Raw genomic sequence first — 20,925 nt, forward strand, 5'->3', positions numbered from 1 at the left:
TATACAGACTTTATATTATCGAAACCTAACTTTAATTAATAAAAAATGAAAAAAAATGCAGCTTTATTACTACTCCCTGATAATGAGATCACTATTTGTAAAATGAAAATCAATCTAGCTCAGATCGTCCCCACCCTAACCATCACCATCAATAACTAAACCTTTTATTAAATACGTATAACGAACAAACATTAATAAACTGCTTCATGTCAAACTAAAGAATAATCGAATGTTTGGCTAATTCCTAAATGATTCAAAAAAAAATCAACTCCTTGATCTTTTTTACTAAACAGTTAAAAAGCAAATACCTGAAGCTTCAGAACTTTTTGAGTGCAGCAAAGTCGTCATTACTTGCTGTCCTGCTCCAATCTAAAATACCTGTTTAAAATTTTCAAGAATTGACTATTTAACTGGTATAAATTTACCTATCCAAGAAACCTACTTGTTCATTCCCTAATTTATTTTCCTTTATTTCGCTTGATATGCTTATTTACAGCGTTTTGTGCTAATTATAATACACTATAATTGAGAACAGTTGAAACTACCTCTCTTAGTTTAGTCCTATGTTTAACTAAAATAAAGTTGTTATTATAATGTAGAGACCTCTGATCTTAGGTTTACATCTATATTATTCACTGCTGCTTGAACTTAAAAACTAGGTCTAAATTAAAGATCCGTTGAGAAATTGCTCCAATATAGAGTCTATTCGTTTAGCATGCTACTTCATGTGCTATAAAACAATTCAAAAAAAATTGGTAAGCTGATCATTGTTCTAACTTAAAATGACCAAACATCTTTGCGACGATTATTTGCTCAAAGAACCGCTCTAGCATACATATATATATATATATATATATACAAGAGTATCGTTTTAAAGTAGCCATAGGCATTCTCAAATCGCGAGATACATTCTCCAACAATTGGATGCCAAATTCATAAATGCTTCTAAATATTCGATATTGTCATTTATGGTAGTTGCTATTTCGTCAACCCTAATTTCAACGTGCAAAAAAATCTATCTTCTCAAGAAAATTTAATTGTGCCATTGGTTCATCATGATTATAAAGAACCAACTATGCGCATGATATTTTATAACTTTTTTATTATTAGATACCTGTTCCATCTACAAACAGTGTTTTAAAAACCGACAACCATCTGCAGCTACAAAACGAAATGCCTGATGTACCATCTACAAATTGTTAGACCAACAGTGTAACCTACTCTATCACAAATATTAATAAATCATTAATAGGCCTCATATTTACACAGGAATGAGATGACCCTGAAACACTATTAAAACAACACCTATAATAATTAACCATCATCTCTTACTATCCCTGCCTTTATACCAAGTTAAATAGCAACATATCACTGGTCAATGTACCAATCGACATCTCCTCTTTGATACATTTTGTAAAAAAGCAGGATCTTGCGCCACATACCCGTACCCTATGAGCAATTGAACTAACGTTACGTTGATACATTTATTAAAATGACACATTATTAACGCCATAATTTAGAATATAAATAGGATATTAAAAACTATCAAGGTGTTTTTGATTTAACTGAAAAGCATGCCGAAGTCTTCTCCCTTAATTTCATTAGTGTTTTTGGTTAAACTTTTACCCTTTCTACCGTATAGGGTCGATTGATATAATCGATAACAAATCATTCTACGCCTCTATAATCAACATAATGCCAGAAATATCTTTATATATTCCGCTTTCGCGAAAGCGATACCAATAAAAAGATGTGTCAAATATTATTTAATGGATAAAAATCAACTTCTAGCCTATTCGTGATTTACTGGTAATAACCCCTCTTATTTACTAACTGCTTATAATGCATTCGTTTTAATTTTGAATTAGGACTATAATAAATTCTCGTTCCTGATTTTAGATTTATAGGGATGTTTTAAATATGCTTTTGCAAAAGCGTATCCTCGGGTGTAATTCATCCTATAATATTCAACTGCAATATGAGCTAGTAAAGCACTAACAGATAACATAGCAAACAAGGGAAGAAGAGAAACATTTACATATCTAGACACAAACCAAGTAGCAATAGATCCAAAAATCATACTTACCGCACCTACAAAAGCACTGGCACTACCTGCCCGTTTAGTAAACGGATTCAATGCAAGAGCCGTGACATTAGGATTTTGAAAACCGATGCAGGTCATCATCATAAACAAAGTAGGATAAACTACCCAAAAAACTGGAGTAAAATTCCAAACATATATAAAACCAAAACCAGTGATCAATACCAAAAGAGCACTCACTACATAGGTAATTTGAAAGGTAGTAAATCGAGTAAGAGCGAGACGGTTCAGCTGGCTACCTGCAATTAAACCTCCCGCATTACCACCGAACGTAAAGGCAAAATTCTCCTGACTCATTTCAAAATAATCCATAAAAATAAATGGTGCTGCGGCTACATAACCCAAGAGCAACCCTATTACAAAACCTCGCGCTGTAGCAAATACAAAAAAATCTCTATTTTTATAAATACCCATATATTCTCTCAGCACTGGCAAAGGATGCAAACTTGTAGCTCGATTAGGTTTTGAGCTTTCAGGAAGTATGAAGATAACATTGAACAACATGATCACTGCAAAAGCTGCCAAACCATAAAATATCATTTCCCAATGGTAATGGTGGATGACAAAGCCACCTATGGTAGGAGCTATAATAGGAGCAATTCCCATGATCAACATTAAAGTAGAAAGTACGTCAGCTACTTTTTCTTCATCAAATAAATCTCTGACTATCGCCTTACTGGCTACCATTCCTGCGCAAGCTCCTAAAGCTGTAAAAAAACGCAAGGTGGCCAGGGAAGTCACATCCCATGCATAAGCACTCAAAAGACTAGTTACTATATATAAAACAAGCCCGAAAATTAACGGCTTCCTTCTCCCGTATCGGTCCATTAGCGGTCCATAAGCTAACTGTCCCAAACCTATACCTATAAAATAGGTGGTTAATGTAAGACCTATCACACTGGTATCTACGTTAAAATCTCCCGCAATTTGCTTAAAAGCAGGCAAATAGGCATCAATAGAAAATGGCCCAACAGCGATTAAAGTTCCTAAAACCAGTATAATACTGACTCTGCGACCTTTACTCATTTTGTTTTTTTCTACCCATTTAACTTTCATTTTGTAAAATTACCTTTTTACAATTTCCTGTTACAGATCATTCACAAAGCTTTACCATTTAGTAACAACAGATAAAGTCATCGCAACCTTATACTTTATGTTCGAAAGTGATCATTTTTTACTTCTGCACCTATACTGTAAGACTCAAAGATAATTTAGACAAAAATATAGTATCCTCATTTTAGGTTTAAAGAAAAAGTCCGGATGAGTTCTATAATTTGTATTTTTAACCCCGTAAAAATTCCCCATGAAAAAAGCTTTTTTAATCTTGATAATAATGACCTTAATTACAAGTTGTAAAAACGAATCATCTACAGGGAATTCTTCAGAACTAGAGGAGCTTTCTACCGCTCAACAACTGGCTGCAACTGCTGGTATAGAGAACTGGAATAGTTTACAAGAAATCAAATTTACCTTTAATGTAGGTAGGATGGGCAAAACGGTTATGAGTAGAAAATGGAGATGGAATCTTGTGACTCAAGACGTACAATTAATTGCCAAAGGAGATACTGTTAATTACAACCGCAATTCAAAACTAGACCGTAATCAAATACGAGCAGACCGCGCATTTATAAATGATACTTATTGGTTGCTACCAGAATTCAAATTGGTCTGGGATAAAGGAACGAGCTTCACAGAGAAGAAATCACAAATCGCTCCTATTTCTAAGGATACATTAGACATGATCACGGTTCTTTACAATGGTAATGGCGGTTACACACCTGGAGATGCTTATGATATTTATTACGGTACTGACCATAAATTCAAAGAATGGGCATACCGCAGTAAGAATGATACCGCAGTTACTTTAGCAACCACTTTTGAAGAGTTTAAATCTGTGAGCGGACTTAGGTTTGCAACAGACCATCGCTCGCCTGATCGCATGACTCGCATCAATTTTACCGATATAGAAATTACTAAAAAGAAGTAATGAATTTTAGAACAGATCACCAATTTGCATTAGAACTAGATAAAGAAGATTCCTTATCTCGCTTTCGCGAAAGCTTCCATATTCCAAAACATAAAGATGGTACTGACTCCATCTATTTATGTGGTAACTCTTTAGGGTTGCAACCTCGCCAGACCAAAGCCTTTCTAAACCAAGAGCTGGAAGACTGGGCAAATTTAGGTGTCGAGGGACATTTCCATGCCTCAAATCCATGGATGCCGTATCATGAGATTTTAACAGAAACAACGGCTAAAGTTGTAGGAGCAAAACCACATGAAGTTGTGATTATGAATACTTTAACAACTAACCTGCATTTAATGATGGTTAGTTTTTACCAACCTAAAGGCAAACGCACTAAAATAATCATCGAGGCAGATGCTTTTCCCAGTGACCGTTATGCTGTAGCATCACAAGTACAGTTCCATGGTTATGATGATAAGGAAAATATCCTTGAATGGTCGCCTAGAGCTGGGGAGCATACTCCCAGAATAGAAGACCTTGAAATCCTATTAAAAGAACAAGGCGATACCATTGCTTTAATTATGGTAGGAGCTGTGAATTATTATACAGGTCAGTTTTTTGACTTGAAGAAAATCACCCAATTAGGACATAATGCTGGAGCGATGGTCGGATTTGACTGCGCACACGGCGCAGGAAATGTAGATTTACAATTACACGATTCTGGAGCTGACTTTGCTGTATGGTGTACTTATAAATATATGAATTCTGGACCGGGTAGTTTAGGTGGTTGTTTTGTACATGAGCGTCATGCCAGCAATTCCAGCTTACCGCGATTTACCGGTTGGTGGGGACACAATAAAGACACCCGTTTTAAAATGCGTGACGATTTTGAACCTATGCCAGGTGCAGAGGGCTGGCAACTGTCCAACCCGCCGATATTGAGTATGGTAGCGATTAGAGCCAGTTTAGATTTATTTGCACAAGCTGGATTTGAAAATTTAATAGAAAAGTCTATCAGACTGACCAACTATCTGGAGTTCTTATTACAAAAACTCGATGGAGATCGCATTTCTATCATTACACCAAGCCACGCAAAAGATCGAGGTTGCCAATTATCACTTGCCGTGAAAGATGCAGACAAATCACTTTTTGAGGCCATAACCGCAAAAGGCGTTATAGCTGACTGGCGTGAACCAGATGTGATTAGAATTGCGCCTGTCCCTTTGTATAACAACTTTGAGGATTGCTGGCGATTTGTGGAGGTTTTGAGGAGTGAGTTGTAAGAGACTTGTTTAAAACCGTTCTAATATATGATACCAAAACTAGTAGTAAAATGAAAACATCTAATAAAAAAACTAAAATACTCATCACAGGAGCTGGACTTTGTGGATCACTTCTAGGGCTGCGACTCGCACAAAAAGGATTTCACGTAGATATCTTAGAAAAACGTCCTGACATGCGCAAAGCAGTTGTCGACGGCGGTCGTTCTATTAACCTTGCTCTTTCTGATCGTGGCCTTTCTGGTTTAAAACTAGTAGGACTGGAAGAAAAGGTACGCGACCTATGCATTCCTATGAACGGCAGATTGATTCATGACGTAGAAGGAAACACTTTTGCTTCCAACTACAGTGGTCGGGAAGGAGAGTATATCAATTCCATTTCGCGAGAAGAGCTCAATAAACTACTTCTCGATGAAGCAGAAAAGTACGAAAATGTACACATAGATTTTGACGATGCGGTAACAGCCGTAGATTTAAAGAACGCATCTGTCACTTATCACGATGCCATAACTGATACAAAAAAAGAATGGAAAGCAGATATCCTTCTTGGAACAGATGGTGCCGGCTCTGTAGTGCGTAAAGAAATGATGAAACAGCGCGACTTTTTGTTCTCGCACAGTATGAATTGGTTGCCACATGGATATAAAGAACTGAGTATTCCACCTACGGAAGATGGAAAGTGGCGTATAGAAAAAAACTTCTTACACATCTGGCCACGTGGCGGTTTTATGCTCATTGCCTTGCCTAACCTAGATGGTAGTTTTACTCTTACTTTATTCATGCAATACGATGGCGATGGACCAGCATTCAACAATATAAAGAGCGATCAAGAAATAAAAGATTTTTTCAACGCCTACTTTAAGGATGTGGTAAAACACATTCCCGATCTCGTCGAGCAATACCATACCAATCCTGCGCCACCTTTAGGAACGGTAAGATGCTCACCTTGGACGTCTTACGGTAAGAGTTCCTTAATAGGAGATTCTGCTCATGCCATTGTACCTTTCTATGGACAAGGAATGAATGCCAGTTTTGAGGACGTAGTCGTATTTGATGAGATGCTCAACCAAAACGAAACCTGGGCCGATGCCTTCACAGCATTCTCCACAAAAAGAAAACCAGATGCAGATGCGATCGCAAATCTAGCTTTGGACAATTTTGTAGAGATGCGAGATAGTGTAGCCAACCCAAACTTCCAATTGAAGCGTCAGATCGAGATGCGTTTGGAATCCGCTTTCACGAAAGCGAAATACCAATCTAAATATTCATTAGTGACATTCCCTGAAGAAGGAGTAAGCTATGAACACGCTATGCTCAAAGGCCGTGCACAAGACAAAGCTATTTTATGGTTGCTGGAAAATAAAATGATAACCGTTGATGATGAATTGGATTCTTTACTGAATAAAATCAAAGAAAAAACAGAAGATGTTTTATGGTTGCGAGAATAAATCGAAAATTAGTCAACTTCACCGGTTATTGGGACCGTTGGAATCAATTTGAGGTCTAATTATTAAAATAATGAAGAAATAGGACCTTCTAAAAGCAGGGCAATTCGATCACATCAATAATCAAGAAAATGATGGAATCCATCTGGTTGAAAATAAACGTATGTATCTGTATTCCTGCAGCGATTTGAAAATATATTACTCCTGTCGCTAACATTAATACCGATGCCTTAATGCCCAATCACTTTCATTTTTTAGCTCGAATATCATCTGAGGTTCATGAGAAAACAGCTGTTCAAGCAATCCAATAGAGTATTCATGAATTTAGTATCATAATTACTTACTAGCTAATGGGACGAAGATAAATAATGAATATGCTATTGCTGGGTTGGATGCATTGAAGTTTACAAAAAGGCGCACCTATAATTAAATACCCCAAAGGTTTTAAAACCCTTGGAGCATAATCGAGAATAATAATAAAATATAATGGCAGTATTAAAAGACAAAGCAAAACCTAGAGGGAACTACCCACATATCAAACGCGTGGGCGATTTCATATTCGTCTCAGGAACCAGCAGCCGCAGAGCAGACAATACTTTTGCAGGAGTAGAAGTAGACGAAATGGGAACAACCAAATTAGATATCAAGGCACAAACGGCTGCAGTTCTTGAGAACATAAATGCTATTCTAGAAACAGAAGGCGCTTCTATAAAGGATGTCGTAGATGTGACTTGTTTTCTAGTCAACATGAATGATTTTGGTGGTTATAATGAAACCTATGGCGAGTTCTTTGATTTTGACGGACCCACCAGGACTACTGTTGCCGTGCATCAATTACCACATCCACATTTATTGATTGAGATTAAGGCTATGGCCCATAAGCCACTTTAAAAACTTCTCCCGCATAGTTGAGAAATTTCAGCATCTAAAGTTGTATTTTTCAACCCGTGAAAAGACGCGATTTCATCATTAAAAGTACAAAAGCAGGTGTTGCCCTTTCATTAGGAGCGACACTAATAGCTTGTGTAGAAAAACCTAAATATCCCATGATTCATAGAAAACAACCCATTGCACTATGTACATGGGGTTTTGTAAATGCAAACCTTGTAGCTGGAAAAGCTCTCGATCAAGGAATAAGCGCTTTAGATGCCGCTATCAAAGGTGTTGCCATTGAGGAAGAAAATTTAAAAAACACAACCGTAGGAAAAGGTGGTGCGCCTGATCGTGAGGGAAATGTTACTTTAGATGCGTGCATCATGGATTCTAATGGAGATTGTGGTGCCGTAGTTTGTGTAGAAAACATCACAAACGTTGCAGCTCTTGCAAGAATCGTCATGGAAAAGACACCCCACGTAATGCTTGCGGGCAGTGGTGCAGAAGAACTGGCCTACACATATGGTTTCCAAAAAGAACAATTGCTTACAGAATCTTCAAATAAAGCTTATCAAGAATGGCTTGAAACAAGTGAATACAAACCGATCATCAATATTGAAAATCATGACACCATTGGAATGTTATGTATGGATCAAAATGGTGATATCGCTGGAGCCTGCACTACATCTGGCCTATCTTATAAAATGAAGGGTCGTGTAGGTGATTCTCCTATTATAGGTGCAGGATTATTTATTGATAATGAAATAGGTGGCGCAGCAGCTACAGGATTGGGTGAAGAGATCATGAAAAATGTGGGTAGCTTTCTAATCGTAGAACTGATGCGTCAGGGTAAAAGCCCTCAAGAGGCATGTGAAGAAGCTTTAAAAAGAATCACATCAAAGCACGAGAAGTTAGATCACTTTCAAGTAGCCTATATTGCCATGAATAAAGCAGGTGAAACGGGCAGCTATTGCATACATCCAGGATTTGCTCGAATGGAATATAAAAACTCTATAAATACAAGGGTAGCGTCGAAAGCCTATTTGGACGTTTGATTCAATTTAACCATTATCACCATTTATGAGTCATCAAAAGAATTACACTTCCGCTTTTATTATTATCACCGTGCTCTTTTTTTTATGGGGATTTATTACAGTGCTCGTTGATAGCCTTGTACCTCGATTAAGGGAAGTTTTTGAATTGAGTTATGGCATGATTACCTTTTTACAATCGGCTTTTTTTGTGGCTTATTTTGTATTCTCGATTCCTGCTGGTGGATTAATTTCGAAGATAGGTTATCAAAGAGGTGTGGTCATAGGATTAATGACCATGTCTGTAGGATGTCTTTTATTTTACCCTGCATCTGAGTACCGGTTATTTGGTGTTTTCCTTATTGCTTTTTTTATGCTTGCCGGTGGGATTACCATTCTTCAAGTCGCTGCCAACCCCTATGTCGCGGTTTTAGGATCAGAAGACAAAGCGAGCAGTAGATTGAATCTCTCACAGGCTTTTAATTCCTTTGGGGCTAGCATTGCCCCTTTAGTTGGGGCCGTATATCTATTGAGCGATAAGATCCTTACAAGTGACCAAATATCTAAATTATCTCTGGAAAACAAAGATGCTTATTACGCCCAAGAAGCCGCTGCAGTGCAGTCTCCATTTCTTTTATTTTCTTTCCTCATCTTTCTTTTAGGAATTACTTTTTTGTTCATCAAATTGCCGAAAATACTAGAAAGTGAAGATACAGGATCGTACAGAAAAGCGCTAAGCAGAAAAACGGTCTGGCTAGGTATTTTGGCCATTTTCTTCTATGTGGGCGCAGAGGTTACTATCGGAACAGCGGCAATTACCTATTTCATGGAAATGAATTTAGATCAAATCATTAGACAAAGTACCGTTTTAAAAAACACTTCATTTTTTATCATTGAACTATTTGGAGGTGATACGACCGATATAGACGGCAAAGGAATAGTTGGTGCGTTTCTTACTTTTTACTGGCTTGGAGCTATGATAGGCCGATTTATAGGCTCCTACTTGACTAAGATATTTAAACCCACCCTTATTCTTTCCGTTTTTGGATTAACAGCTATTACCTTGATCTTACTAAGCGTCTTGACAAGCGGATTACTATCTATGTGGTCCTTACTAGCCGTAGGTCTATTTAATTCTATAATGTTTCCCACCATATTTACCACTTCATTAGAAGGGCAAGGAGATCTAAAACCTAAGATATCGGGGCTCTTGTGTATGGCTATTGTTGGTGGTGGAATCATATTACCCATCTTTGGATTTATCACAGACTTCACTAGCTTTAAAGTAGCTTTAACCGTTCTCACTTTCTGCTATGGATACGTTGCCTATTTTGCATACCGCAGTTATACAAAACATAATAATTGAAAATATCGATGCGCATTTTACCAAATTAATTTACAACTACCCTGCTATTCATTACCCTTACCACCAAGACAAAAGCTAGCTAACTATGCTCTCCCATAGTTTCGCATCATTTGGAATTTAATTATTCCTTGCATAAAAGGCTAGATGACCAATCCTAGATAAAAGTTGGAGGAACGTAATTATCAAAACAGGAGCTTTCAACACCGAGCAGAAATAGAATTGGATCTTCACAGGAACCGTGTATAACCGTAGAGTTTTTATATACCTAGATTCCTATCCGTACAACTAATTTATTTTACAGCAGTGACTTGAACTTTTATAGGATGAAATTCAGTTCGCATAAATTCTTGTCTAACAAAAGCAGTACTGTCAGAAATTGTAGAATTATGATCAGTAAATTTTTTCTTGAATAAAAGGGAAGGTGACCATATTACAAGTCATGTATTGTTCAACAACCATCTGCAGAGGATAGTCCCAATTCCATCTCTTGGAAACGGCTAACCTTACTAAGATATATAAGGGCCGTACTAAACGACACTCAACTTTACGTACACGCATAAAAAAACCCAATCTTTCGATTAGGTTTTATAAGATGCAACTATATATGATACTATCCCCCGAAATCATCAAAACGAATATTCTCAGGATCCACACCGAAATCCTCTGCCATTTTACCAACAGCATTGTTCATTAATGGTGGTCCACAAAAATATACCTCCATGTCTTCTGGAGCTTCGTGTTTATTTAAATATTGATCTATAACTACTTGATGAATAAAACCTACGAAACCGTCCCCTTCAGACTCCATATCTTCTTTTACTTTCCAGTTATCTGCTTCAGCTGGTTCAGAAAGTGCTAAATAGAATTTAAAATTAGGGAATTCTCGTTCTAACGAACGAAAGTGTTCAATATAAAACAATTCTGCCTTTGAACGACCTCCATACCAGTACGTTACCTTACGATTGGTTTTTAAAGTTCTAAAAAGCTCATATAAATGAGAACGCATAGGAGCCATTCCAGCACCACCGCCTACATAGAGCATTTCTGATTCTGAGTGATTGATAAAGAACTCACCATAGGGTCCAGAAACCACTACTTTATCTCCTTCTTTTTGATTGAAAATAAAGGAACTGGCAATACCTGGGTTGACATCCATCCATCCATTCTTTGCTCTGTCCCATGGTGGTGTAGCAATACGTACATTCAACATGATTTCACGCCCTTCTGCTGGAAAAGAAGCCATAGAATAGGCTCTTTCTACCGTTTCAGGGTTTTTCATTACTAGTGGCCACAAATTAAATTTTTCCCATTCCGCTTTAAACTTATCCGGCGTATCATGCTCTTCTGGGTGAGCAGTGATATCTATGTCTTCAAAACGTACTTCACACTTAGGAATCTCTATCTGGATATATCCACCAGCTTCATAGTGCATATCTTCTGGAAGGCGTACCACAAATTCCTTTATAAAAGAAGCTACGTTGTAATTACGAACAACAGTTGCCTCCCATTTTTTGATACCAAAAACCTCTTCAGGAATTTTGATTTTCATATCCTGCTTCACTTTAACTTGACAGCCAAGTCTCCATCCCGCAGCAATTTCTTTCCTTGTAAAGTGCGGTACTTCAGTAGGTAATATAGAACCTCCTCCTTCTGTAACAATGCATTTACACTGCACGCAAGTACCACCTCCACCGCAGGCCGATGGTAAAAATAATTTGTTATCCCCTAAAGTTCCTAGAAGTGTGCTTCCGGAACCCGTAGTAATATCTTTTTCTCCATTTACGCTAATAGTAACTGGCCCAGAAGGAAGCAATTTAGATTTTGCTCCTAAAAGAAGAGATACTAATAATAAGATAAGTGTTAAAAAAATGGCAACACTTGCTAAAACTGTAATCATGTTAGAGTCCATAACGATGTTTTCTTTTTAAATTTCTATTCCCATAAAACTCATAAAGCCTAAAGCCATAAGTCCTGTGATGATGAATGTTATTCCTAGCCCGCGTAGTGGCGCTGGTACATTTGAGTAGGTGATTTTCTCACGTATAGCTGCAATAGCTAAGATCGCAAGGAAAAAACCTATACCACTACCTATACCATAAGTCGTAGCTTCTGTAATTCCTGAAAAATCTTTTTGTTGCATAAATAAAGAACCACCTAAAATAGCGCAGTTTACTGCGATTAAAGGAAGAAAAATACCTAATGCACCGTATAATGCTGGAGCAAAACGCTCTACTACCATTTCCACTAATTGTACCATACTGGCAATTACTGCAATAAACATGATAAAGCTAAGGAAAGATAAATCTAGACTAGCATAGTCAGATCCTAACCAACTTAAAGAACCCGGCTTTAAAAGATAGGTGTCCAACAACCAGTTGATAGGCACTGTAATACCTAATACAAATACTACAGCAGCTCCAAGACCAACAGCCGTTTTAACCGACTTTGAAACTGCTAAGTAGGAACACATACCTAAGAAATAGGCAAAAACCATGTTCTCTATAAAAATGCTTTTTACAAAAATATTGATTAAATCCATTTTGTTCTATTTCTTAAATTAATTTTGTTCTATTAACGACCTACTGCGACTGCGTTGTACCCAGATAATAAGTCCCACTGTTATCAAAGCCATAGGAGATAATAACATCAAACCGTTGTTCGAATAACCCGCTTCATACCAAGAGTCTGGGATGATTTGATACCCTAATAACTTTCCGAATCCTAAAAACTCCCTAAAAAAGGCCACTAGAATAAGTATAAAAGCATATCCCGCTGCGTTACCTATTCCATCTAGAAATGATTTGTATACGCCGTTCCCTAGTGCAAAAGCTTCCAGGCGTCCCATTACGATACAATTCGTAATAATTAATCCAACAAAAACAGATAGTTGTTTAGACACGTCATAAGCATAAGCTCTTAAAACTTGATCCACAAGAATTACGAGAGCAGCAACAATTACCAACTGCACAATAATTCTAATACGTGATGGTATTAAATTACGTAACATAGAAATAATCATATTACTAAAAGCCATCACTGCCATTACTGCGAGTGACATTACAATTGCAGGCTCTAACTTAACCGTAATCGCAAGTGCACTACAAATACCTAATACTTGAACCGTGATAGGATTGTTATCGGTAAGAGGATCCGACAGTAATTTTCTATTTTTCCTACCTAACAGACCTTGTCTCTCCTCCGTATCAGACAGAAAGAGAATCAAATCTTCTTTTTTAGTTAATTTTTTATTTTCAGCCATTGAATTTGTTTTTATATCGCCTTCGCGAAAGCGTGACTAATAATTAATTAGACGCTACTTTTACGTTGGTATTATTTTTAAAATATGGAAGATAATTTACAAGACGCTCTGAGATCATTTTAGTAACGCCATCGCCGGTAATGGTAGCTCCAGAAATTGCATCTACCGCATTATCATCTTTATTATCTCCGCCCTGATAGCCTTTAAAGACATCAACACCTACAAAAGTACCACTTGCGCCCATAATTTTTTCATCCGTAAAACTTTCCTTGAACCAAGCCTGTGTAATCTCAGCGCCTAAGCCAGGGGTTTCTCCTTTGTGATCAAATACTGCCCCTTTTATTGTGTTCACATCTTCCTTGAGGGCAACATAACCCCAGATGGCATCCCAAAGACCTTTCCCTCGTAGTGGAACAATGTAATATTTGGAGCCTTCTACATCAGCAACATAAAGTGGAAATGCTTGTTCCGCTACAGGTTTTTTAAGTTCTTTTTTAAGTTCTATATCAAAGGCATTTACATCTGTCCTTTCGTTACCCTTGTTATCTAAAGCAATGCGCTCCACTATATATTTTTCAAATGGCACTAATGCGCTATCTCTTGCCACCTCAATACCTACCGTACCGAGAATATTTTGCATTTTCTCATTTTTAACATTTTCTGCTTGTGCTGGCTGCATTGCGGTAGCCGTTATAGCGAGTGCACTGGCAACTACAGCAATAAGCAATATGACAAATAAGAACGTATATGAGTTTGAATTTCTATCCATTTCTAAGCTGTTTGAAGTTGAGCCTTTGATTTTACAAGGCGTTTTTTACGTTTAGATACATTTCCTTGGATCACATAATGATCAATAGTAGGAGCAAAAACGTTCATTAATAATATGGCAAGCATAATTCCTTCTGGGTAGGCCGGGTTAAATACTCGTATCATTACACCAAAGAATCCGCATAAGAATCCGTAGATCCATTTTCCTTTCATTGTTTGAGCGGCACTTACTGGATCGGTAGCCATAAATACAAGACCAAAAGCTAAACCACCAACTACTAAATGCATGTACCAATCAAATTGCATTAAAGCATTAAGTCCAAAAGCATTGAATATCGTTCCCATAACGGCCGCCCCTGCAAAACCACTTAAAATAATTCTCCAGCTACCTACCTTAGTAATTATCAATATGGCCGCGCCTAATAAAACGGCTATAGTTGAAGTTTCAGAAACAGATCCAGGAATAAAGCCAGTCGCTGCATCAAAGAAACTATATGCAACCGATTTACCTTGAGCAAGTGTTCCTAGTATAGTTTCTCCAGACATACCGTCCATAGACCCGTTATGAACCCATACCGCATTACCCGACATATACAATGGATAGGCAAAAAACGCAAAAGCACGAGCTGTTAAAGCAGGATTTAGGATATTCATTCCTGTTCCACCGAAGGCCTCTTTGCCTATCAAAACTGCAAAGGCGACAGAGATAGCCAGCATCCACAATGGGATATCCACTGGAAATATCATGGGAATTAACAAACCTGTAACCAAGTATCCTTCATTCACTTCATGACCTCTGTAGATGGCAAAAATAAACTCAATAGTCAATCCTACTACATAACTTACAATAATCAAAGGAGTAACTAGTATCGCACCCTCGATAAAGGCATCCCAAAAAGGCACATCTGTCACATTTGCAAGTCCTAAATCTTGATACAAATACTGTGCACCTGTATTCCACATACCAAAAAGTAGTGCAGGAACCAGAGCCAGTACAACTGTTATCATGGTGCGCTTTAAGTCCACTACATCTCTTACATGCGCTCCCTTTTGCGTTGTGTGATTAGGAGTGAATAAAAAAGTGTCAAATGCATTTATTGCTGGAGCAAATTTTTCGAATTTTTGCCCAGCCTCAAACGGCTTTCTCGCTTGGTCTAATTTGTTTCTTACCCATTTCATAATCTATCCTACTTCTGTTATCATTAAATCTAATCCTAAACGTATCACCTCTTGCGCCTCTAGCTTAGACGTATTGGTAAAATCAATAAGTGCAAAATCTTCTGGAGCTACTTCATAGATCCCAAGATTTTCCATTTGTTCAATATTTCCTGCCATACAAGCTTTTATCAGTTGTAACGGATAAATATCCATAGGCATCATTTCTTCCATCTCACCCGTTACAACTAATGCTCGATCTTCTCCATTAAGGTTGGTATCAACCATACGTTTTCCTCCTAACAATTTCGAAAACGAAGTGCCTGCATTTGAAGGAACGTGATTACGTGTAAATGGCATCCAACCTAGAAAAGCATATTCATTCCCTTCAGGAATAAGTGTTACCGTATTGTGATAAAAGTTTATAAATTGATCGTTACTCAATTTCACTCCGGTAAGCACGTCTCCAGAAATGATGCGTGTATTATTTGTATCTACAGTACCTACCAAAGTATTCACATTAGCACCTACTAAGGTTCTATAATACTTGCGATCGGATTCTTTTACGTCAGTTCCTACTAAAGCAATTGTTCTCTCTGGTTTAAATTCTCCCGTCAAAAAAAGATTTCCTATTATGGCAACATCTTCGGGTCCTACTGTCCATGCTCTTTCCCCCATATTGATAGGATCTAGTTTGTGAATCTGGATACCCACATTCCCAGCGGGGTGAGGCCCTTTAATTGTATGCACTTCTGCATCTTTAATATTCTTAAGAATAGACTCTTTGCCTACACATAGATGGACACTACCAGAAGTCAACTTACTTAAAGCGGTAACACCGGCTTGAAAAGCCTCTAATTTACCTGCGAGTATCACCTCAGGATCTCCTGCGAGCGGGGCTGTTGCATAGGCAGAAATAAAAATACCCTTAGGAATGTCATTTGAATTTGCAATAATACTGTATGGACGTTGAATGATAAATGGCCAGCACCCACTTTCTAGTATCATGCTTCTCACTTGATCCGCATTTGCATCAGAAGGATTGAGCTTGCCGTAATTTATAGCTTCATCACTTCCATTAGTAGTGATTTTCACCTCAAGAATACGTCTTTTTGCCCCTCGTAAAACTTCAGAAACAATTCCACTCACGGGAGCAGAAAATTTTACCTTGTCGTCGTACTTGGAATAAAAAACAGGCTCTCCTGCTTTCACTGCGGTACCTTCTTTAAGAATTAACTTTGGGACAACAGCGTGAAAATCTGCAGGCTTTATAGCATAAATGGAGGATGGAGGAGCATCGACAATAATCTTGTCTGCTTCACCTTTGAGCTTTAGATCAAGCCCTTTTCTTATTCTAATGTCCTTTGACATAGGATGTTTTGTTTAATCTTTAATAAAAGTCTGCAAATTTACGACATAAAGCCCTGAAGTCAACGCCTAAGAGCTATTTAGAAAGACTCTAAATAGATCTTAGTCCCACTTTGTTAGCTATTTAACATTTAGCTATTTATTGAAACTAATACCACTATATTTATACTTTATTGATCCACCTATATGAAGTCGCACATTCTACTCTTTATTACAGTTTTTTTTTTATTGTTCTACGGAAACTCTCAAACCAAAAAGGAATTAATTAATGATCCTGATTATATAAAATCAGTAACCTTTAACAAACCCCCAGAAAACATGCTGCCTATTTTTAAATTGGGAGAGGGCTTTGAAATCAGTTTTGATGATGTAATAGGTGATGAAGCAGATTACTACTACCAGTTTGAGCATTATGACTATGACTGGGTGCCCAGCCAGCTATTTAAAAATGAATTTCTTAAAGGAATTGATGATATGCGCATATTTAATTATCGCAATTCATTTACAACTATCCAACCTTATTCTCATTATGACTTAAGGATACCTAATCAGTTTACACAAGGTTTCAAAGTGAGCGGTAACTATATGATTCATATATATAATGATAGCCAGGAACTGGTCTTCTCCAGAAAGTTTATGATCCTAGATCAAAAATCGGTTGTAGGGGTAGAAATTAAACGTGCCCGTGATTTAAATTATGTTTTAACACAGCAACGGGTACAATTTTTTATAGACTCTAAAGAAATTAACTTTATCAATCCAAATGATCAACTTAAAACGGCGATCGTACAAAATAGCGATTTAAACACAACGATTACAGACATAAAACCTCAATTTAATTTAGGAAATAAGCAAGTATATCGATATGACGAGGAAACGTCTTTTTGGGCAGGAAATGAATTTCTCAACTTTGAAAATAGAGATTTTAGATCTCCTAACATGAATATAGATTTTGTGCGCAAGGGAGAACTTTACAATGCTTATCTTTTTGTAGATGGGCCGCGTAAAAATCTTGAGTACACCTTTAATCCTGACATCAATGGTAATTACTTAGTAACAACCATTAATAATGAAGATAATGACGTTCAGGCAGAGTATGTCAACATTCATTTTGCACTAGACACACAAGGAATACAATTACCTCCAGATGCAAAAATCTACATCATGGGTAATTATAATGCTTTTGAATTACAGCCTGAAAACGAAGCTATTTACAACTCCAAAACAGGAAAATATGAAGCTGTTATTTTATTAAAACAAGGCTTTTATAACTATCGTTACACCGTAATTTACAGTGATGGATCTCAAGACCCAGGTTTTATAAGCGGTAATAAATGGCAAACAGAAAACCAATACTCTGTACTTGCCTATTACAGGGAATTAGGTGGGCGCTATGATCAATTAATAGGAATAGGAGAAGCGAATTCTCAGAATATTACAAATTAAGTATATATACTACAGACCGCCCTTATAACATGAAACCCACCACCAGATCGCATATTAAATACAGAGGAGAAGAATGCCTCAATTGCGCTACACCTTTAGATGTAGAAGATAAGTATTGCCATCATTGTGGCCAGCTCAATTCTAAAAAGCGGCTAGCTCTTAAGGATTTCTTTGACGAGTTCTTTTCTAATATCTTTTCTTATGATAGCCGTATCTGGCGCACGATTAAACATTTATTATTTAAGCCAGGACATGTCAGTAACCGATTTATAAATGGCAAACGTTTTAGTTATGCAAATCCATTTCGTTTTTTTCTAAGTGTTAGCATTGTCTTCTTTTTAATGATACAAACAGAGGAATTGGTTCAAATATTTAACGATGACCCGATAGAAAAAGCAGTTGCAAATGGGAGGAATGATAATGATAATATAGAAGTAAAAAATGAATTGTTATCCGTTAAAGTATCAGATAAAGAAGAGCTTACAAAAAAAGAATTGCAAGAAATTGAAGAGGCTTTCTATGCTGGTAAATTTATTGCAAAAAAAATAAGGGAAGAATATGCTGAAGAAATAAAGCAGCAACAGGATTCTATATTAAATACCAAAGCCACAAATAGCCTAATTACTTTGAAAGGTGAAAAAAAAGCAGCCGTTATTGAATCTTTAACACAAAGTGACATGGATAGTCTAAGTTTCTTTACACGCTTTTTGAAACAAATAGACTATTATCAGACTTTCTACACAAAACATAAAATATCAGATGCAGAAACGGCACTAGTCAAAATGAAACACAACAATACCAGATACAATCAAGCATTTTATGAAAAGATGGTATCCATAGATACTATAGGCAAAGATCCTTCTATTTTAATAGATATCATGTTACCTAAACTGCCCGTGTTTCTATTTCTCTTCACACCAGTTTTAACTTTATTCCTATGGCTGCTTTATGCTCGCAGGGAATTCACTTATATGGAACATCTGGTTTTTGCATTCCATGTATTCACCTTTATTTTCTTAAGTATGATTCTTCTATTCCTGCTTAAATGGATCACTTTAGGTTATGTAGATCTTGCTCAATTCTTTTTTTGGTTTGTCGGACCTTTCTATTTGTACAAATCCATGCGCAATTTTTATAGTCAAAGACGTTTAAAAACAATACTAAAATTTCTTTTAGTAAGTTTTATATTTATAATCGGACTGATAATAGGAATCAGTTTACTACTTTTAATAGGAATAGCACTTTACTAAATTATGTTACAGCAGGTTACTAGAGGAATCAAAATATCGGTGCAAACCACTTTTGAAGGTACATTTTATAAAAATTATAAGATGCACTTTGCTTTTACCTATACGATACATATAGAAAATCAGGGAAAAGATTCTGTACAGCTTACATCACGTCATTGGAAGATAAAAGACAGTTTAAGTCGTACAGAGCATATTGATGGTGAAGGCGTGATAGGTAAAAAACCCGTTTTAAAACCAGGTGAATCTCACTCCTATCAGAGCGGTTGTTTGCTAAGCTCTCCATTTGGCAACATGAGTGGTTACTATAAAATGGTCAACTTTAGCAACTCTAATCAATTTAGCGTTATCATTCCAGCCTTTAAGCTTAGTGCTCCTTTTGCCTTGAATTAGATTCTAAACCACCTCCCTTTCTATTTTCTTAAGAAAATAATAGTTGGTGTTCCACCTGGTTGCCTGGTAAAGTCAAAAAACACCATTACATCTTGCTTATTAAGACTACTTTAGCACCCTCTCCCGTCTAGAAATGATAGATTATTTGTAAATTCACTCGAGAATTGAAAATATAAATTACGTCATGGGAAAAGGATTTTTTAGAGTCCCAGTTGCTGTAAACGAGCCTATTAAATCATATGCTCCAGGAACTGCAGAAAGGAATGAAGTGCTAGCAGCATACAAAGAATTATGGACTGCAAACACGGAAGTACCTTTATACATCAATGGTAAAGAAGTAAAAACTGGTGATACCGCATCTATAAGACCGCCACACGACCACCAGCATATCGTTGGAAACTATCACAGAGGCGGAAAAAAAGAAGTCCAAGATGCTATTTCTACTGCCCTAGAAGCACGTAAAAAATGGTCGCAAATGCCATGGGAATACAGAGCAGGAATTTTCTTAAAAGCTGCAGAACTTATTGCAGGGCCGTATCGTGCACGTATCAATGCAGCCACTATGATCAACCAGTCCAAAACTGTTTATCAAGCAGAAATAGACGCTGCTTGTGAACTGATAGACTTTATACGGTTCAATGTACAGTACATGACAGAAATCTATGCCGAGCAACCAGAATCTACTTCTAGCGCTTGGAATAGATTTGAATACAGACCTCTAGAAGGTTTTATTTATTGTATATCGCCTTTTAACTTTACTGCTATTGCTGGAAATCTTCCTGCAAGTGCCGCCCTAATGGGTAATGTATGTTTGTGGAAACCCAGTGATCACCAGATGTTAAGTGCACAAGTAATTATAGAGATCTTTAGAGAAGCTGGTGTACCTGACGGTGTTATCAATATGGTAAATGCAGACCCTGTTATGATGACTAATGAAGTTATGACCCATGCCGATTTTGCCGGTGTACACTTTACTGGTTCTACGGCTGTATTTAAAAGTCTTTGGACGAAAGTAGGAGAAAACATCAATACCTACAAAACCTACCCTAGAATAGTAGGAGAATCTGGTGGTAAAGACTTTATAGTTGCCCATAGTAGTGCTATTCCTGAACAAGTGGCTACAGCAATAGTAAGAGGTGCTTTTGAATTTCAAGGGCAAAAATGTAGCGCCGCATCTCGTGCCTATATACCTAAAAGTATGTGGCCAGACGTGGAGAAAATGATACG

At 37.1% G+C, this 20,925-nt stretch carries 17 protein-coding genes; 10 read left to right on the top strand and 7 right to left on the bottom strand.

Going from position 1 to position 20,925, the window contains the following annotated elements; translation table 11 throughout:
• Positions 1–1,870 precede the first annotated feature (1,870 nt).
• Complete coding sequence (locus ACJAT0_RS08455; protein WP_374002567.1) at positions 1,871–3,157, bottom strand: multidrug effflux MFS transporter; 1,287 nt, start codon at positions 3,155–3,157, stop codon at positions 1,871–1,873.
• Positions 3,158–3,404: 247 nt separating this feature from the next.
• Between ACJAT0_RS08455 and ACJAT0_RS08460 the strand changes: the two genes are divergently transcribed.
• The 6 genes from ACJAT0_RS08460 (at position 3,405) to ACJAT0_RS08485 (ending at position 10,062) form a co-directional block, all read left to right on the top strand.
• Positions 3,405–4,088: a selenophosphate synthetase gene (locus ACJAT0_RS08460; protein ID WP_374002566.1), complete on the top strand. Its 684-nt coding sequence runs from the start codon at positions 3,405–3,407 to the stop codon at positions 4,086–4,088.
• Positions 4,088–5,350, top strand: a complete 1,263-nt coding sequence (gene kynU, locus ACJAT0_RS08465; protein ID WP_374002565.1) for a kynureninase — start codon at positions 4,088–4,090, stop codon at positions 5,348–5,350. Before ACJAT0_RS08460 ends, kynU begins: the two co-directional genes overlap by 1 nt.
• Before the next feature lie 50 nt (positions 5,351–5,400).
• A complete protein-coding gene (locus tag ACJAT0_RS08470) occupies positions 5,401–6,795 on the top strand; it encodes an FAD-dependent oxidoreductase (RefSeq protein WP_374002564.1) in 1,395 nt (464 codons plus the stop codon).
• 483 nt (positions 6,796–7,278) lie between these two features.
• Positions 7,279–7,683 (top strand): RidA family protein, encoded by a 405-nt coding sequence (locus tag ACJAT0_RS08475; protein ID WP_374002563.1) that lies wholly within the window; start codon positions 7,279–7,281, stop codon positions 7,681–7,683.
• A gap of 56 nt (positions 7,684–7,739) precedes the next feature.
• Positions 7,740–8,720 carry an isoaspartyl peptidase/L-asparaginase family protein gene (locus ACJAT0_RS08480; protein WP_415181318.1) on the top strand — a complete coding sequence of 327 codons (981 nt, stop codon included), beginning with the start codon at positions 7,740–7,742 and terminating at the stop codon, positions 8,718–8,720.
• A 25-nt stretch (positions 8,721–8,745) separates the two neighbouring features.
• On the top strand, positions 8,746–10,062 hold the full coding sequence (locus tag ACJAT0_RS08485; protein WP_415181319.1) for a sugar MFS transporter: 1,317 nt from the start codon (positions 8,746–8,748) through the stop codon (positions 10,060–10,062).
• A 610-nt stretch (positions 10,063–10,672) separates the two neighbouring features.
• Here the strand turns inward: ACJAT0_RS08485 and nqrF are convergent.
• The 6 genes from nqrF to ACJAT0_RS08515 are packed head-to-tail and all read right to left on the bottom strand — an operon-like array spanning position 10,673 to position 16,615.
• Positions 10,673–11,959: an NADH:ubiquinone reductase (Na(+)-transporting) subunit F gene (gene nqrF / locus ACJAT0_RS08490; protein WP_374002569.1), complete on the bottom strand. Its 1,287-nt coding sequence runs from the start codon at positions 11,957–11,959 to the stop codon at positions 10,673–10,675.
• A gap of 27 nt (positions 11,960–11,986) precedes the next feature.
• A complete protein-coding gene (gene nqrE, locus ACJAT0_RS08495) occupies positions 11,987–12,601 on the bottom strand; it encodes an NADH:ubiquinone reductase (Na(+)-transporting) subunit E (protein ID WP_374002560.1) in 615 nt (204 codons plus the stop codon).
• 18 nt (positions 12,602–12,619) lie between these two features.
• Positions 12,620–13,321 carry an NADH:ubiquinone reductase (Na(+)-transporting) subunit D gene (locus ACJAT0_RS08500; RefSeq protein WP_374002559.1) on the bottom strand — a complete coding sequence of 234 codons (702 nt, stop codon included), beginning with the start codon at positions 13,319–13,321 and terminating at the stop codon, positions 12,620–12,622.
• 43 nt (positions 13,322–13,364) lie between these two features.
• Complete coding sequence (gene nqrC, locus ACJAT0_RS08505; protein WP_374002558.1) at positions 13,365–14,090, bottom strand: NADH:ubiquinone reductase (Na(+)-transporting) subunit C; 726 nt, start codon at positions 14,088–14,090, stop codon at positions 13,365–13,367.
• Between the two features lie 2 nt (positions 14,091–14,092).
• Positions 14,093–15,268 carry an NADH:ubiquinone reductase (Na(+)-transporting) subunit B gene (locus ACJAT0_RS08510; protein WP_374002557.1) on the bottom strand — a complete coding sequence of 392 codons (1,176 nt, stop codon included), beginning with the start codon at positions 15,266–15,268 and terminating at the stop codon, positions 14,093–14,095.
• Positions 15,269–15,271: 3 nt separating this feature from the next.
• Positions 15,272–16,615, bottom strand: coding sequence for a Na(+)-translocating NADH-quinone reductase subunit A (locus ACJAT0_RS08515; RefSeq protein WP_415181320.1), 1,344 nt, complete (start codon positions 16,613–16,615; stop codon positions 15,272–15,274).
• A 183-nt stretch (positions 16,616–16,798) separates the two neighbouring features.
• Between ACJAT0_RS08515 and ACJAT0_RS08520 the strand changes: the two genes are divergently transcribed.
• The 4 genes from ACJAT0_RS08520 to ACJAT0_RS08535 all read left to right on the top strand — a co-directional run.
• Positions 16,799–18,058, top strand: coding sequence for a DUF5103 domain-containing protein (locus tag ACJAT0_RS08520; protein WP_415181321.1), 1,260 nt, complete (start codon positions 16,799–16,801; stop codon positions 18,056–18,058).
• A gap of 29 nt (positions 18,059–18,087) precedes the next feature.
• Entirely contained in the window at positions 18,088–19,308 is a 1,221-nt protein-coding gene (locus ACJAT0_RS08525) for a DUF3667 domain-containing protein (RefSeq protein WP_415181322.1), read from the top strand.
• Between the two features lie 3 nt (positions 19,309–19,311).
• Positions 19,312–19,698 carry a Co2+/Mg2+ efflux protein ApaG gene (gene apaG, locus ACJAT0_RS08530; protein ID WP_374002553.1) on the top strand — a complete coding sequence of 129 codons (387 nt, stop codon included), beginning with the start codon at positions 19,312–19,314 and terminating at the stop codon, positions 19,696–19,698.
• 184 nt (positions 19,699–19,882) lie between these two features.
• Positions 19,883–20,925: aldehyde dehydrogenase family protein (locus ACJAT0_RS08535; RefSeq protein ID WP_415181323.1), on the top strand; the 1,043-nt coding region annotated here is incomplete at its 3' end.

It is taken from the genome of Nonlabens sp. (genome assembly GCF_047636915.1).
Lineage (GTDB): Bacteria > Bacteroidota > Bacteroidia > Flavobacteriales > Flavobacteriaceae > Nonlabens.

What these genes read in the sequence shown, in the direction of transcription:
- ACJAT0_RS08455 (WP_374002567.1), bottom strand. Translation starts at nt 3,157, where the DNA reads ATGAAAGTTAAATGGGTAGAAAAAAACAAAATGAGTAAAGGTCGCAGA.
- ACJAT0_RS08460 (WP_374002566.1), top strand. Translation starts at nt 3,405, where the DNA reads ATGAAAAAAGCTTTTTTAATCTTGATAATAATGACCTTAATTACAAGT.
- kynU (WP_374002565.1), top strand. Translation starts at nt 4,088, where the DNA reads ATGAATTTTAGAACAGATCACCAATTTGCATTAGAACTAGATAAAGAA.
- ACJAT0_RS08470 (WP_374002564.1), top strand. Translation starts at nt 5,401, where the DNA reads ATGAAAACATCTAATAAAAAAACTAAAATACTCATCACAGGAGCTGGA.
- ACJAT0_RS08475 (WP_374002563.1), top strand. Translation starts at nt 7,279, where the DNA reads ATGGCAGTATTAAAAGACAAAGCAAAACCTAGAGGGAACTACCCACAT.
- ACJAT0_RS08485 (WP_415181319.1), top strand. Translation starts at nt 8,746, where the DNA reads ATGAGTCATCAAAAGAATTACACTTCCGCTTTTATTATTATCACCGTG.
- nqrF (WP_374002569.1), bottom strand. Translation starts at nt 11,959, where the DNA reads ATGATTACAGTTTTAGCAAGTGTTGCCATTTTTTTAACACTTATCTTA.
- nqrE (WP_374002560.1), bottom strand. Translation starts at nt 12,601, where the DNA reads ATGGATTTAATCAATATTTTTGTAAAAAGCATTTTTATAGAGAACATG.
- ACJAT0_RS08500 (WP_374002559.1), bottom strand. Translation starts at nt 13,321, where the DNA reads ATGGCTGAAAATAAAAAATTAACTAAAAAAGAAGATTTGATTCTCTTT.
- nqrC (WP_374002558.1), bottom strand. Translation starts at nt 14,090, where the DNA reads ATGGATAGAAATTCAAACTCATATACGTTCTTATTTGTCATATTGCTT.
- ACJAT0_RS08510 (WP_374002557.1), bottom strand. Translation starts at nt 15,268, where the DNA reads ATGAAATGGGTAAGAAACAAATTAGACCAAGCGAGAAAGCCGTTTGAG.
- ACJAT0_RS08515 (WP_415181320.1), bottom strand. Translation starts at nt 16,615, where the DNA reads ATGTCAAAGGACATTAGAATAAGAAAAGGGCTTGATCTAAAGCTCAAA.
- ACJAT0_RS08520 (WP_415181321.1), top strand. Translation starts at nt 16,799, where the DNA reads ATGAAGTCGCACATTCTACTCTTTATTACAGTTTTTTTTTTATTGTTC.
- ACJAT0_RS08525 (WP_415181322.1), top strand. Translation starts at nt 18,088, where the DNA reads ATGAAACCCACCACCAGATCGCATATTAAATACAGAGGAGAAGAATGC.
- apaG (WP_374002553.1), top strand. Translation starts at nt 19,312, where the DNA reads ATGTTACAGCAGGTTACTAGAGGAATCAAAATATCGGTGCAAACCACT.